Consider the following 13,697-nt stretch of genomic DNA (forward strand, 5'->3'; position numbering starts at 1 on the left):
CAGCTCAATTAAAAAAACCGAGCTATTTGCTCGGTTTTTTATTATTTACTCAGAGACTTATCAAATCTAAGCCGTTTCTGCTTGTTTCTCTGTGTATGCAAACGTAAGCTCATCATCTTTGATATTAATTGAGACTCTACCACCGCTTACTAACTCACCAAACAAAATCTCATTAGCCAGAGGCTTTCTTAATTTGTCTTGAATTAATCGAGCCATAGGACGTGCACCCATTTCTTTGTCATATCCATGTTTGACAAACCATTTACGAGCATCGTCTGATACATCCAGCTCTACCTGTTTTGAATCAAGTTGAGATTGTAATTCAACAATAAACTTATCTACGACCTGTTCTATCACTTTGTCATCTAGGTGATTAAACCAGACAATTTCATCTAGGCGGTTTCTAAACTCTGGTGTAAACGTACGCTTAATTTCTGCCATGGCATCAGAACTGTGATCTTGCTGCGCAAAGCCGATTGATTTACGTGTTGTCTCAAATACACCTGCGTTAGTTGTCATTACCAAAATAACGTTTCTAAAATCAGCTTTGCGGCCATTGTTATCTGTTAATGTACCGTGATCCATCACTTGCAATAAGATGTTAAAGACATCGGAATGTGCTTTTTCAATTTCATCTAATAACACTACACAATGAGGGTGTTTTAATACCGCGTCCGTTAGTAAGCCGCCTTGATCAAAACCAACGTAACCCGGAGGCGCACCGATTAAACGACTTACGGCATGAGGCTCCATATATTCAGACATATCAAATCGAACCAACTCAATACCTAACACTTTCGCCAATTGTTTGGTTACTTCTGTTTTACCGACACCGGTAGGACCGGCAAACAAGAAACTACCTACTGGTTTTTGCTCATTACCCAGGCCACTTCTTGATAGCCTGATTGCAGCCGTTAATGCATCAACCGCTTGGTCTTGACCAAACACTGCTAACTTAAGATTGCGATCCGCGTTTTTGAGTACGTCTTTGTCTGACTGAGAAACGGACTTCTCTGGAATACGGGCAATTTTTGCAATAATCTGTTCAATTACTGCGACATTAATTTGTTTTTTACGCTTTGATTTTGGTAGTACTTTTTGGTTTGCACCGGCTTCATCAATTACGTCAATCGCCTTATCTGGCAAATGGCGTTCATTGATATATCTAGCTGATAACTCCGCTGCTGAGCGAAGTGCTGCATTGGTATATTTAACGCCGTGATGTTGCTCATATTTTTCTTTTAAGCCAATTAAAATCTTCGTGGTATCTTCGACGCTTGGCTCAACCACATCAATTTTTTGGAAGCGTCGTACTAATGCTTTATCTTTTTCAAAAATATTTCTGAATTCACCATAGGTTGTCGAACCAATACAACGCAGTTTACCGGCCGATAATAATGGTTTTAATAAGTTAGATGCATCCATAACACCGCCAGACGCTGCTCCAGCACCTATAATGGTGTGGATTTCATCAATGAATAAGATTGCATTTTCTTTGGCTTGCAGTTGTTTGAGGAGTGCTTTTAATCTTTTCTCAAAGTCACCGCGATACTTAGTCCCCGCTAATAAACTCCCCATGTCTAAAGAGTATACTGTCGCGTCTTCGATGACTTCTGGTACTTGCTTATTAACAATTTGGTAAGCCAATCCTTCTGCAATCGCAGTTTTGCCGACACCGGCCTCACCGATCAACAAAGGATTATTTTTCTTTCTGCGGCACAGTACTTGGACGACTCTCTCGAGTTCTTCATCACGGCCAATAATTGGATCGATACCACCTGCAAGTGCAACTTCATTTAAGTTTGAGCACAAGCTATCTAGACTGCTTTCTTTGTCTACCGAGACATCTTCTTGTTCTTCCTCGGAACTGTCTTCTTCAATACTGTCTTTATCAACGCCGTGAGAAATATAATTAACGACATCGAGTCGAGTAATATCGAAGCTCTTCAATACATAGGCAGCGTGAGATTCTTGCTCACTAAAAATAGCAACGAGTACATTTGCACCGGTAACTTCTTGTTGACCAGAACTTTGTACATGAAACACAGCTCTTTGCAGAACACGTTGGAAGCCAAGTGTAGGTTGAGTATCTGGCTCTTCACCTTCTGGTGCATCTGGGAAGGACGGAGTGGTTTGGGCAATAAATTCAGCTAATTCCACCCTAATCTTTTCAAAGTCTGCAGAGCACGCTTGCAACGCCTGTTTTGCGTCTTGATTATCTAATAGCGCCATCAAAAGGTGCTCAACCGTCATAAATTCATGACGATTTATTTTCGCGTATCTAAACGCATCATTTAATGTAACTTCTAATGCTTTATTTAACATATACACCTTCTAATACTTAACTGACTGAGCAATGGAGTGGTTCCTGTTACTCTTGCTCCATGGTACACAACAAAGGATGCTCATTGGCTCTAGAGTACTGGTTAACTTGAGCAACCTTGGTCTCTGCGATTTCGGCGCTGTAAGTGGCAACCACTGCTTTGCCTTCTTTGTGAACTCTAAACATGATGTGGTTCGCACGATCGAGATCCATCGCAAAAAACTTCATTAACACTTCTACAACAAAGTCCATGGGGGTGTAGTCATCATTATTCAATACCACTTTATACATAGGTGGTCTTTTTAGTTTAGACTTTTCTGCTTCCTTTACTAATCCAGTATTGTGATCATTTTCACCTAAGTTTGGCATAAATGGACTGCTCTCCAATCTTTTTACGGGTCTTTTAAATAGTATATATAAAAACTTTACCAAGAATTAACAAATCAGACTTGTCAAAACCACTTTATTTGACTAATTTATCAACAGTCACTGTTTTTACCACGATAATGTGGCAGTGATTGGTAACTGATTCAATTCTAACTAAGGAAGTAGAAGTATGGCAGTCGGCAAAGTCAAATGGTTCAACAATGCAAAAGGCTTCGGATTCATTCGCGAAGAAGGCAAAGACGAAGACATTTTTGCACACTTTTCAACAATAACAATGGATGGTTACAAAACGCTAAAAGCGGGCCAAGAAGTTGAATTTGATTTAAGCGAGGGACCCAAAGGTCTTCACGCGACCAACATTAAACTCGGTGACAAGTAATTAATTCTTGTATCCCTAGCCATGCGGCTAGGGATTTTTATTTTTACCGATTATCTTTGTTCTAGTATCTCGACACCTAGTATGTAGGCGCCGGAGTCTTCTGGTGTGCACCGAACAACTTTAGCGGTCGCTTGAAGGGCTGGAATATCTGGGCTGCTGCTCGCTACTCGACACATGATACTAGTACCTGGCTCAACGTGTTCGTCAGACTCTATCGCCATGCCAGTGGCGCTCAAATCACGACATACTGCAGTAATCTTTCGACCCGCGTCAGCATCGGCAATTTGAATTTCGATATCTGTGTTTACCATCATCCGGAAAAAGTTTCGATTGTCGTCATAACGAATCATGTATTACCCCTATTCCATTTTATTTAGCGTACTTTTCTAGTTGTTCCTTTAGCTCCGCAATATCAAATGGCTTGGTCATATACCAATCACACCCACTTGCATAAGCTTCATTCTTTTCTATGTCGTTTTCTAACCCTGTTACCATAATAATAGGGATATCTGCCGTTTCAGGCGTATTTTTTAATAACCGACATGTATCGTAACCATCTAGGCCCGGCATACACACGTCCAATAAAATTGCATCCGGACGAGACGAAATTGTGTATCCGAGCGCTTCTTTTCCTGAAGACACATAACTTAAGTTATAGCGCTCTCCCAAAGTCAATGACAGCATTTCATAATTAAAATACTCGTCATCAACTAATAAAACATGAATTTTTTCCATTATCAAACCACAACGCTACTACAAAAATACGTTGATACTCGTTGTACCACTAGGTCCATTGTGCTCTCTCCAGTATATTAAGCAAGAAAAAATCTCACCATCATCTAATATAAATAAAGCAAATGTTTGACATTCCATCAAATTACCTTTGAAATTAGCGATAGTAAAGACATCATAATCTAGGAAGAACATATGAAAAAAACGATAACGGCTTTATCGGTGCTTTTAGCTTCGACTTCGGCGACTGCTGCACCTCTAGTTGACTTTTGGGCTGGTGCTTACAATTGGAATACGTCTTATGAAGGTACCGTGTCTGCTACGCCGACCTCTTTCGACCTACAAGACGACCTAAAACTTGAAGACTCAAACAACAATGTTTTATGGGCTGCATTTGAGCATCCAATCCCATTGATTCCTAACGTTCAAGTCAAACAGACTTCTATGGACACAACGGGTATGGGTCAAGTTACTGGTGTATACCAATTTGGTGGCGAAACCTTTACCGCTACAGGTGACGTAAATACCTTTGCTGATTTAAGTCACACTGATTACACATTATATTGGGGATTACCTCTTCCTGTTGTTACTGTAGATTTCGGTCTTAATGTTCGTAAATTTGATGGTTTGATTACGATTGAAGATGCTACCGCGGATTTAGATTTTGCAGTTCCTATGGCGTTTGCTCGCGTAGGTGGTTATTTACCTCTGACTGGCCTGTCAATCATGGGTGAAGCAAACTATATCGGCTATAAAGACACTGATCACCTAGATTACCAAATCGCTATTCGTTACACATTGGACTTTATTCCAGCTATTGATTTAAACCTAGAAGCTGGCTATCGCTCTTTCCAAATGAATATCGACCCGACTGACTTTGATGGTGACGAAGATGACTTGACGGCTGACATCGATATGTCTGGTGTATTTTTAGGTATCTCTTTACACCTTTAATTCCAACTCGTCTAAAAACAAAAAAGGAAGCTTAGCTTCCTTTTTTTATATTTAGATTTAATTGAAAATTGACTATTTAAGTTGCTTTGTCTGTTCTGCAATTGCTTGCTTTACACGTTTTCCTGAAACAGGGAACTTGGTCCCCAGTGTTTGAGCAAAAAGCGATACTCTCAACTCTTCAATCATCCAATAGATATCTTCAACTTCTTTTGGGATAGGCATATTTTTAGGTAAACGGCCTACCAGCTTGTCGTACTCGTCGTATATTTTGTCCAACTCAATTTGTGTTTGACGATCTTTAACAAGGTCAACCTTTAGTTTTTCCTGTCTAACTTGCAGTGCTTTCATATACCTGTGCAAATCATCAAGGCGGTCAACTCCAATTTCTGATACAAAGTCCTTATAGATTAAAGATTCTAAGTGAGCCTTAATATATGCGTGAGGTTGCACCATATCTAAACTTACCTTGCCTTTTAATTGCTTGGCAATTTGATGACCTATAAACAATGACTTCTCGACTTTTTGAGTTACCTCATAGACTTCGTCATTTAACGTCTTCTGTAACTCAGTTTGAAGATGGAAAAACTCAGCTTCATTTCTAGGGACGTTATTGTCTACTTTTGCAAAAATAGTTGCCTTAACACAATCTTTTATCAAGGCGTCAATCTGACCAAACGGGTTAAAATACAACACTAGCTTAGATTTGTTTGGCAATTTTTGTTGCAAGTGTTTAATCGGGGAAGGTAAAGTTTTCATCAACAAAGCGGTAACTCCCAGTTTGTGAGCGTGCTCTGCTTTTGTCTCGTTATCTAGTAACTCAACATTAACCTTATTGTCGTGAACCACCAGGGCTGGATAAGCTTTAATTTCAAACCCTGCTTGTTTTTTAACGTAGTGTTTAGGTAACTCGCCAAAGGTCCAGTCTTCGACATTTTTTTGTTCTAAATTGTCATCAACTGCTTTTTTCAACGTTTGTTTAACTTGCCCAGAAAGAGATTCTTGCAACGCGAGTAAATCAAAGCCATTTGCTACCACTTTGCCACTTTCGTCTACGACGCGGAAATTAATCTTTAAGTGCTCAGGTATTGATGACAAATCCCATGCTTCCAAATCAACTCGGGTACCTGTCATTCTAAACAGTCCCTCGCTCATCATTTCAACTAACGGCTCTTTGGTATCAACATTTTTGTCTGAAAAGCGCTGTAACAATGCGTCTGCGTAATTAGGTGCGGGAACAAAATTACGGCGGAGTTGCTTCGGAAGAGACTTTATTAACGCCACTAATAACTCGTGACGATGCGGTAATATGTTCCATTCAAACCCAATAGGTTGAACTTGGTTTAATAAACCAAGTGGTATCACAATTGAAAGCCCATCTCTATGACTCTCGCCCGGCTCAAAGTCGTATTGAATTGGAAGGCGAATATCGCCCTGCTGCCAAAAATCCGGGTATTCTTGTGCCACTCCTGATTCAGACTCTACATGAGCAAAGTCTTCAAATTTAGCTGATAAAGACTCTGATTTGTTGCTTTTTAACCACTTTAATAACGCAGGTCGATTATTTACCTCTAGGGGAAGTCGTGTTTGATAAAAATCGACAAGCTCAGGCTCATCAAGCAGTAAGTCTCTGCGTCGAGTTTTATTTTCTAGTCGCTTAATTCGCTCAATTAAAGCCAAGTTTTTCTCAATTACAGGGACCTTTGCTCCTAATTCCCCATACACCAAAGCAGATTGAATAAATAAGTGTTGCGCTTGCTCAGGATCTATTTGACTAAAAACAACCTTTTTACGATTGACGATAGGCAACCCGAACAGCGATTGTGATTCAAAGGCCATTACTGCGCCTTGCTTTTTATCCCAATATGGATCCGCATAAGTTCGATTTACCAGATGTTGGGCGAGCGGTGCGATCCATTCGGGAGATATCTTCGCGGCATAACGCGCATATAACTTTGAGGTTTCTACAAGTTCTGCTGCCATAACCCACTTAGGGGTATTCTTAAATAGGTTAGAGCCAGGAAAAATATGAAAGTTACTGTTTCTTGCGCCTTGATACCCAAGTGCTCGCGGTTTTTTGTCCGGACTTTTTTTCTCTTCACGTAACAGCTTCATACCTACATGACTTAGTAGACCTGATAAGATAGGTTTGTGAATGGCGTGATAATTACGCTCAACTGTTGGGTTATCAATAAAGTCATCGTCTAACTCTTGGGTATTTGACTGTGATAGCCTCTTATCTGTTTTAAGACCTAGCTCAGCAAGAGTTTGTTCTAGCTGAAATACTAAATCTTGCCACTCCCGTACCCGCATATAACTTATAAACTCTTGTTTACACAGTTTTCTAAATTGGCTTTTTGATACTAAATTTTGCTGTGCAACTAAGTAATCCCACAAATTCAAAAACGAAACAAAGTCTGAGTCTTTATCTTTAAATCGAGCATGGGCCTCATCAGATTTTTGTTTAAAGTCCGTCGGGCGCTCTCTAGGATCTTGAATACTCAACCCTGCGACAATAATTACGAGCTCATGCAGTGCATTGGTATCACTGGCATTCAAAACCATCGCAGCGAGTCTAGGGTCGACTGGAACTCTGCTTAATTGCCGTCCCAATGGAGTTAAACTGATCGCTGCCCTGCTACCTTTACGATGCTTTTTGCCAACATTATTAGTAGTAACGGCATTGAGCTCTTCTAACAGCCTCATCCCATCGTTGATGTACTTACTGTCTGGCTTTTGAATAAAAGGAAAGGATTCTAGATCGCCTAGACCAAGTGCCAACATTTGTAATATAACGGAAGCAAGGTTTGTTCTCAGAATCTCTGGAGCGGTAAACTCTGGGCGACTTTCAAAATCCTCCTCACTGTAAAGGCGAATACATATACCGGGTTCCGTTCGTCCACATCGTCCCTTTCTTTGATTTGCACTTGCTTGCGAAATTGGTTCGATTGGTAATCGCTGCACTTTAGTTTTGTAGCTGTACCGTGAGATTCTAGCAGTACCTGTATCTATTACATATTTAATTCCAGGGACTGTTAAAGAGGTCTCGGCGACGTTTGTTGCCAACACTATTCGTCGTTTACTGTGGGGGGCAAATATGCGATTTTGCTCAGCGGCAGACAGTCGTGCAAACAATGGCAGTACTTCAGTGTTTTTAAACTTTCTTTTTTCAAGTGCCTCTGCAGCATCCCTTATCTCGCGTTCACCATTCATAAATAGCAAAATGTCGCCAGGTGCTTCTTGATCTAGTTCTTCTACTGCCGCAAAAATTGCGTTATTTTGCTCACTGTCTTGATAACGCTCAAGCATTGAGTCGTCTAAAGGCGTTTCTTCTACCGGTCGATATCTTACTTCTACAGGGTAAGTACGGCCAGAAACAGAAATAATTGGTGCATTAAAAAAGTGCTTACTGAATCGCTCTGGATCTATAGTCGCGGACGTTATAATTACCTTTAGGTCGGGACGCTTTGGCAATAACTCTTTTAATAAACCAAGTATAAAGTCGATGTTTAAACTACGTTCATGCGCTTCGTCGATAATTAACGTATCGTATTGATTTAAGTACCTATCGGATTGAAGCTCTGCTAAAAGCACCCCATCAGTCATTAACTTGATATGGGTTTGTTCAGAAACTTGATCATTAAACCGAATTTTATAACCGACTGAACTACCTAATTCGCATTCTAATTCCTGACAAAGGCGATTTGCGACACTTCTTGCTGCGAGTCGACGAGGCTGAGTATGGCCAATTTTGCCTTCAATACCTCGGCCAATCTCCAAACACATTTTTGGAATTTGAGTCGTTTTACCAGAACCTGTCTCACCAGCGATTATTACTACTTGGTGATCATTGATGGTATGTTTAATAAGCTCGTGTTTTTGACTGACTGGTAAATTTTCAGGGTAACGAATAGTTGGAACGGAGTTTTGTTTTTGCTTTCGTAATTCTATGCTTTCTGATGCAGCTTTTTTTATTTTTTCGAGGGCTTGTTGGCGCTTTTTTTCGTCGCGGATCTTTGCAAGACCACGTAAACGCGCTTTTAATTTAAACCTGTCTTGATGGAGAACGTCATTCAAAAAGTCAGTATCGGAGTTAAACACGAAAATCCTAATAAACAATCAAAGAGAACACGCATTCTAACATTCTATTCAAGTCACAAAAAAGCCCCTAATTGGGGCTTGTAAATACTTTAGTTAGACAAAATGTGAGCCTTTTTCATAAATGGACAACAAATGTTTATCAAGGGCGTTCAGTATGTTAGTCCGGTTGACACTCCCAACCAGGTGTCCATCATCATCAACGACCGGATAAACTCGTGGACGCTGCCCCAACATATCTTCCGCAATAGATAAGATACTGTCATAAGGCTTAACTAACAAAACTTCTGTATTCATTAATTCTGCTACGCACTGCGATGCTTCACCACTGTGGTATGTCGAAGACAACATGGCTTTCAAACAATCTTGTTCTGACAAAAAGCCAATAACTTTTTTGTCATCATCAACCACTGCGCCACCTGAACTTTTAGATTGCAGGAGCTTTTCAACGGCAACCACGACAGTTTCTGTACCCTTAAAAAAAACCGGTCGATGATTCATGTGGTCTTTAACTTTTACGGATTCCATATAACAGCCTTCACATTCAATTACTCTTACTTAAATGCTAGATCTTTTTTCAGATTTTGCCTTGTTTTAATTAAATTTTTTCGCGAATTTTCAAATAACTATTTATATATAGCTACGACTTTATTGCCACGACTATCAGTGCTCGCACGATACATACCCGAGGTATTAAACGGCATTGCAACATTGCCTTGTGGGTCCACTATGATTACACCACCAGTGCCCCCCGCTGGTAACAATTGATCAAATAAAACTTCTCGTCCTGCTTCAGCGATCGATACCCCTTTATATTTAACACGGGCACAAATATCTGCTGCGACATTAAACCGGATAAAGTATTCACCATGCCCCGTTGCGGAAACCGCACAACTGGCGTTATCAGCAAAAGTACCCGCCCCTATGATCGGTGCATCGCCTATACGTCCGAATCGTTTAGCCGTCATACCGCCAGTTGATGTTCCTGCAAATAAATTTCCATTTTTATCAAGAGCTACGGCCCCGACTGTCCCATAACGATAATCCGACGCATGATACCAGTTTTTTGTCGTTGCCATTTTCAATTTGGCTTTTTGAAGCGCTTTAAAACGACGCTCAGTATTAAATGTTTTGTTATCGACAAAGTCATATCCTAACGATTTAGCAAAACTTTCTGCACCAACCCCCGAAAGCATAACGTGATCTGACTTTTGCATAACGTCCGTTGCCAATAAAATAGGGTTTTTTATGCGTTTCACACCTGCGACGGCTCCAGCCATCTTTGTTTTACCGTCCATAACGGATGCGTCTAGCTCATGTTCACCTTCAAAATTATAGACCGCTCCTATCCCAGCGTTAAACAGTGGTGAGTCTTCTAGTATTTGAATGGCAGCTAATACAGCATCTTGCGCCGATCCCCCTTTTAATAAAAGGGCATAGCCTGCTTCCCTAGCCTCATCTAATTTATCTAAATAAGCCTGTTCTTTTTCTGGTGTCATGTTTTCTTTAAGAATCGTTCCGGCGCCACCGTGGATAGCAAAGGCAATATTATTTGTAGCTTTTCCTTGTTCAGCAAATACTGACCATGAACCCACTAAACATGACACTGAAACCAAAGATAACAACACTCGTTTGAACATAAACACCTCTAAGAGTTAACACCATAATTTATAACTTACTTTTGCACCATCCCCGCTAACGTCAACGCCTTGCTTCAGGTTCTGCTCACTCGACCAAACCTTGTGTTAATTGTTACCGCCACGCATTGTAAATTCAGCTTTATGTGGGACAATAAGCGTGAGGAGAAAATTTATGACAATAATAGAATGGTTTGCGCTCGCAACGGTATGCTTTTTAGGGGCAGCCACTCCTGGCCCTAGCTTGGCCATCATAATTAATCACACGATAAAATCAGGTCGAAACGCTGGCTACGTTGCCTCTTTTACACATGCATTTGCAGTGGGCTTTTATGCGGTTGCGACAATTTATGGATTGGCCGAACTATTTAAGGTCTACCCTACTCTCGCACAGATCATTGCTTATGCCGGTGCTTTTTACCTAGCCTATTTGGCTGTTAAAATTTTAATCAGTACAAGCAATTCAAGCTCAACGAATAGCACTAAGCTTTCAAGTACAGAAGCAGCCGTTATTACTCATGGAAAAAAACAATTATTTAACGCGGCACAAGACGCTTTTATGGTTGCTTTTTTAAATCCGAAGTTAGCCTTTTTCTTCATCGCGCTTTTTTCGCAATTCATTCCTCAAGACGAAACAAGTATAGAATTAGCAACAATTTTAACCAGTACAGTTTTCATCATTGATTTTGTTTGGTACCTAATAGTTGTATCAATCGTTTGTCATGGCCAAAAGAAACTAAACGTTAGCCAAGCGACAGGCAACTGGTTTTTGCGATTGCAGGCCGTAATTTTCCTTTTGATTTCAATTAACACAGTTTTATGGCAATAACTTTTTATGAAAGATCAACAACCGAGTTTTTATTGGTACGACTTTGAAACATGGGGCGTAAGTCCTAAAAAAGACAAACCGAGCCAATTTGCTGGCATTCGTACAGATTTGGATCTAAATATTATTGGTGAACCACTCGTTGAGTATTGCCAAATACCCAATGACTACTTACCACATCCTGAAGCAGCACTCGTTACGGGAATTACCCCACAAACAACCTTACAAAAAGGTCTAATTGAGCCTGAGTTTTTCAAAAAGATTCATCGAGAAATTAGCAAACCAAATACTATAAATGTCGGTTATAACAACGTGAGATTCGACGATGAAGTCATTCGTTATGGTTTATATCGAAACTTTTATGACTCATATGGCTATGCGTGGAAAAACGGCAACTCCCGATGGGATATTTTAGATATGGTTCGAGCGTGTTATGCCCTGCGACCGGAGGGGATAAATTGGCCAACTGATGAGGAAGGTAAACCCTCCTTTAGATTAGAGTTATTGACTAAAGCCAACGGAATTGAACACGGTGCTGCGCATGACGCATTATCTGACGTTATCGCGACAATTGAATTGGCTAAGTTAATTAAGCAAAAACAACCCAAACTTTTTCAATTCTTGTTAGACCATCGTCATAAAAAACAGTTACAAGAACTCATTGATGTTTACCGTATGACCCCCCTAGTTCACACGACGGGTATGTTTTCGGCGTGGCAAGGATGTACCTCTTGGGTGTCACCAATTGGTTTTCATCCGACGAATAAAAATGCAGTCATCATTTATGACTTGACTAAAGACCCATCTCGTTTAGTAGATCTAAGTACGGATGAATTAAAAGAAAAACTTTATAGCAAAACAGAAGATTTAAACGGTGAAGAGCGTGTCGGTTTAAAATTAGTTCATTTAAACAAGTGTCCGGTACTCGCACCAGCCAAAACTCTTTTGCCAGAAAACGCTGAACGATTAGGAATTGACCGCGAAGCTTGTCTAAGAAATCTAAAGTTTTTACAAGAAAACAAACAATTAGTAATTAATCTAAATGAAGTGTTTAATGACGAGCGAGTTTTTGAGCCTGATACAAATCCTGAATATAGATTATATGAAGGTTTTACAAGTGATGCCGATCAGCACGTTAAAGATACGATTCAACAACACGAAATTCAGGACCATTGGAAGCTTAACATTCAATTTGAAGATAAAAAGTTAAATGAATTATGGCGGATATATAAAGCACGATATTTTACGTCACAACTGGACCACAAAGATGTAGTTTGGTGGCAACAATATCGCGCCGACAAGCTTATGCACGGTGTAGATAGCCCAAGTTTGACTGTTGATGAGTTTCAACAAGCTCTTGAGAAAGCAGCCGAGAAAAACCAAGGTAATGATAGAAATACCGCAATATTAAAAGAGCTATTCCTGTATGCTCAACAACTATAGTTAGGTCTTTGCCGTATATTCTCAATATGTTTTATATAAAACCTCGGAATGAAGTGACCCCATAAAGTTGGACTCATTTCTAAGCGGCAACCAAGGCCTGATTTCGATATTGTATCGGACTCAGGCCTTTTAGTTTGAGCTTAATGCGTTCGTTGTTGTAATAGTGGATGTATTCTTTGATATTTTCAATGAGGTCATTGGCGTCTTTGAAGGTTTCGTTGTGATACATCTCAGTTTTTAATATGCCGAAGAAGTTCTCTGCAACGGCATTATCTAAGCAGTTTCCCTTTCTTGACATACTCTGAAGTAGCCCGTTTTCTTTTAGGTGTTGTTGGTATTTTCTATTCTGATATTGCCACCCTTGGTCTGAGTGTATGAGAGGCTTCTCATGCTTCAGTAGCTTCGCTGTTGCAGCTTTGAGCATGTCTGTGACCAATGGCAATGTCACAGACGTTCGCACCTCATAGCTGATAACCTCTTGATTAAACAGGTCTATCATTGGTGACAGGTATACCTTCTGGTCGTTGACTTTAAACTCTGTTACATCCGTCACCCATTTTTGATTGGGCTGCGTTGCTGTAAACTCGCGCTCAAGGATATTATCGGCGATTTTGCCCACTTCACCTTTATAAGATTTATAGCGCTTAGGCCTTACCTTCGACTTTAGACCTAGTTCATTCATCAGACGTTGAACCCGTTTATGATTAACGAGTAGACCTACTGTTCTGAGGGCACTCGTAATTCTACGATAACCATATCGCCCTTTATGCCTGTGATAGATATCACGTATTTTTATGAGTAAGTCACTGTCGGCACTCGGCTGCTCGAATCTTGAGCGGTGATAATAGTAGACACTTTTCGGTAACTCTACGGCCTTTAATAGATGCCTTAAGCTATGTTTTGCCTTGAACTCTTCGACAA

Annotated in this window: 11 protein-coding genes and 1 pseudogene; 4 read left to right on the forward strand and 8 right to left on the reverse strand. The window is 40.2% G+C overall.

Annotation, left to right across the window (positions count from 1 at the left end):
* Nucleotides 1-66: 66 nt before the first annotated feature.
* Both clpA and clpS read right to left on the reverse strand, forming a co-directional pair.
* Nucleotides 67-2,325 (reverse strand): ATP-dependent Clp protease ATP-binding subunit ClpA, encoded by a 2,259-nt coding sequence (clpA, locus tag J1N51_RS02720; protein ID WP_208832472.1) that lies wholly within the window; start codon nt 2,323-2,325, stop codon nt 67-69.
* A 46-nt stretch (nt 2,326-2,371) separates the two neighbouring features.
* Complete coding sequence (gene clpS / locus J1N51_RS02725) at nt 2,372-2,692, reverse strand: ATP-dependent Clp protease adapter ClpS (protein ID WP_208832473.1); 321 nt, start codon at nt 2,690-2,692, stop codon at nt 2,372-2,374.
* A gap of 187 nt (nt 2,693-2,879) precedes the next feature.
* Between clpS and cspD the strand changes: the two genes are divergently transcribed.
* Entirely contained in the window at nt 2,880-3,089 is a 210-nt protein-coding gene (cspD, locus tag J1N51_RS02730; RefSeq protein ID WP_208832474.1) for a cold shock domain-containing protein CspD, read from the forward strand.
* Between the two features lie 50 nt (nt 3,090-3,139).
* Here the strand turns inward: cspD and J1N51_RS02735 are convergent, their stop codons facing one another.
* The gene (locus J1N51_RS02735; protein WP_208832475.1) at nt 3,140-3,439 is read right to left on the reverse strand and encodes a PilZ domain-containing protein; all 300 of its coding nucleotides are present in this window, start codon (nt 3,437-3,439) and stop codon (nt 3,140-3,142) included.
* Between the two features lie 19 nt (nt 3,440-3,458).
* A complete protein-coding gene (locus tag J1N51_RS02740) occupies nt 3,459-3,824 on the reverse strand; it encodes a response regulator (protein WP_208832476.1) in 366 nt (121 codons plus the stop codon).
* A gap of 192 nt (nt 3,825-4,016) precedes the next feature.
* On the opposite strand from J1N51_RS02740, the gene J1N51_RS02745 reads away from it, so the two are divergent.
* On the forward strand, nt 4,017-4,775 hold the full coding sequence (locus J1N51_RS02745) for a TIGR04219 family outer membrane beta-barrel protein (protein WP_208832477.1): 759 nt from the start codon (nt 4,017-4,019) through the stop codon (nt 4,773-4,775).
* 72 nt (nt 4,776-4,847) lie between these two features.
* Here the strand turns inward: J1N51_RS02745 and hrpA are convergent, their stop codons facing one another.
* The 3 genes from hrpA to J1N51_RS02760 form a co-directional block, all read right to left on the reverse strand.
* Nucleotides 4,848-8,873 carry an ATP-dependent RNA helicase HrpA gene (gene hrpA, locus J1N51_RS02750; protein WP_232842843.1) on the reverse strand — a complete coding sequence of 1,342 codons (4,026 nt, stop codon included), beginning with the start codon at nt 8,871-8,873 and terminating at the stop codon, nt 4,848-4,850.
* A gap of 93 nt (nt 8,874-8,966) precedes the next feature.
* Entirely contained in the window at nt 8,967-9,398 is a 432-nt protein-coding gene (locus J1N51_RS02755; protein WP_208832478.1) for a CBS domain-containing protein, read from the reverse strand.
* Nucleotides 9,399-9,496: 98 nt separating this feature from the next.
* The gene (locus J1N51_RS02760) at nt 9,497-10,510 is read right to left on the reverse strand and encodes an isoaspartyl peptidase/L-asparaginase family protein (RefSeq protein ID WP_208832479.1); all 1,014 of its coding nucleotides are present in this window, start codon (nt 10,508-10,510) and stop codon (nt 9,497-9,499) included.
* Between the two features lie 109 nt (nt 10,511-10,619).
* On the opposite strand from J1N51_RS02760, the gene J1N51_RS02765 reads away from it, so the two are divergent.
* Both J1N51_RS02765 and sbcB read left to right on the forward strand, forming a co-directional pair.
* Complete coding sequence (locus tag J1N51_RS02765) at nt 10,620-11,336, forward strand: LysE family translocator (protein WP_208832480.1); 717 nt, start codon at nt 10,620-10,622, stop codon at nt 11,334-11,336.
* A 6-nt stretch (nt 11,337-11,342) separates the two neighbouring features.
* Nucleotides 11,343-12,776: an exodeoxyribonuclease I gene (gene sbcB, locus J1N51_RS02770; RefSeq protein WP_208832481.1), complete on the forward strand. Its 1,434-nt coding sequence runs from the start codon at nt 11,343-11,345 to the stop codon at nt 12,774-12,776.
* Nucleotides 12,777-12,855: 79 nt separating this feature from the next.
* Here sbcB and J1N51_RS02775 read toward each other — a convergent pair.
* Nucleotides 12,856-13,695 (reverse strand): annotated as a pseudogene (locus J1N51_RS02775) (IS3 family transposase); the annotation flags it as partial.
* Nucleotides 13,696-13,697: the final 2 nt, after the last annotated feature.

This window comes from Psychrosphaera ytuae, assembly GCF_017638545.1.
In the GTDB taxonomy this organism is placed as follows: domain Bacteria; phylum Pseudomonadota; class Gammaproteobacteria; order Enterobacterales; family Alteromonadaceae; genus Psychrosphaera; species Psychrosphaera ytuae.

Bases quoted from the DNA above. Each gene is read 5' to 3' on its own strand.
- J1N51_RS02740 (WP_208832476.1), bottom strand. From the start codon at position 3,824: ATGGAAAAAATTCATGTTTTATTAGTTGATGACGAGTATTTTAATTAT.
- J1N51_RS02745 (WP_208832477.1), top strand. From the start codon at position 4,017: ATGAAAAAAACGATAACGGCTTTATCGGTGCTTTTAGCTTCGACTTCG.
- clpS (WP_208832473.1), bottom strand. From the start codon at position 2,692: ATGCCAAACTTAGGTGAAAATGATCACAATACTGGATTAGTAAAGGAA.
- J1N51_RS02760 (WP_208832479.1), bottom strand. From the start codon at position 10,510: ATGTTCAAACGAGTGTTGTTATCTTTGGTTTCAGTGTCATGTTTAGTG.
- cspD (WP_208832474.1), top strand. From the start codon at position 2,880: ATGGCAGTCGGCAAAGTCAAATGGTTCAACAATGCAAAAGGCTTCGGA.
- sbcB (WP_208832481.1), top strand. From the start codon at position 11,343: ATGAAAGATCAACAACCGAGTTTTTATTGGTACGACTTTGAAACATGG.
- J1N51_RS02735 (WP_208832475.1), bottom strand. From the start codon at position 3,439: ATGATTCGTTATGACGACAATCGAAACTTTTTCCGGATGATGGTAAAC.
- J1N51_RS02755 (WP_208832478.1), bottom strand. From the start codon at position 9,398: ATGGAATCCGTAAAAGTTAAAGACCACATGAATCATCGACCGGTTTTT.
- clpA (WP_208832472.1), bottom strand. From the start codon at position 2,325: ATGTTAAATAAAGCATTAGAAGTTACATTAAATGATGCGTTTAGATAC.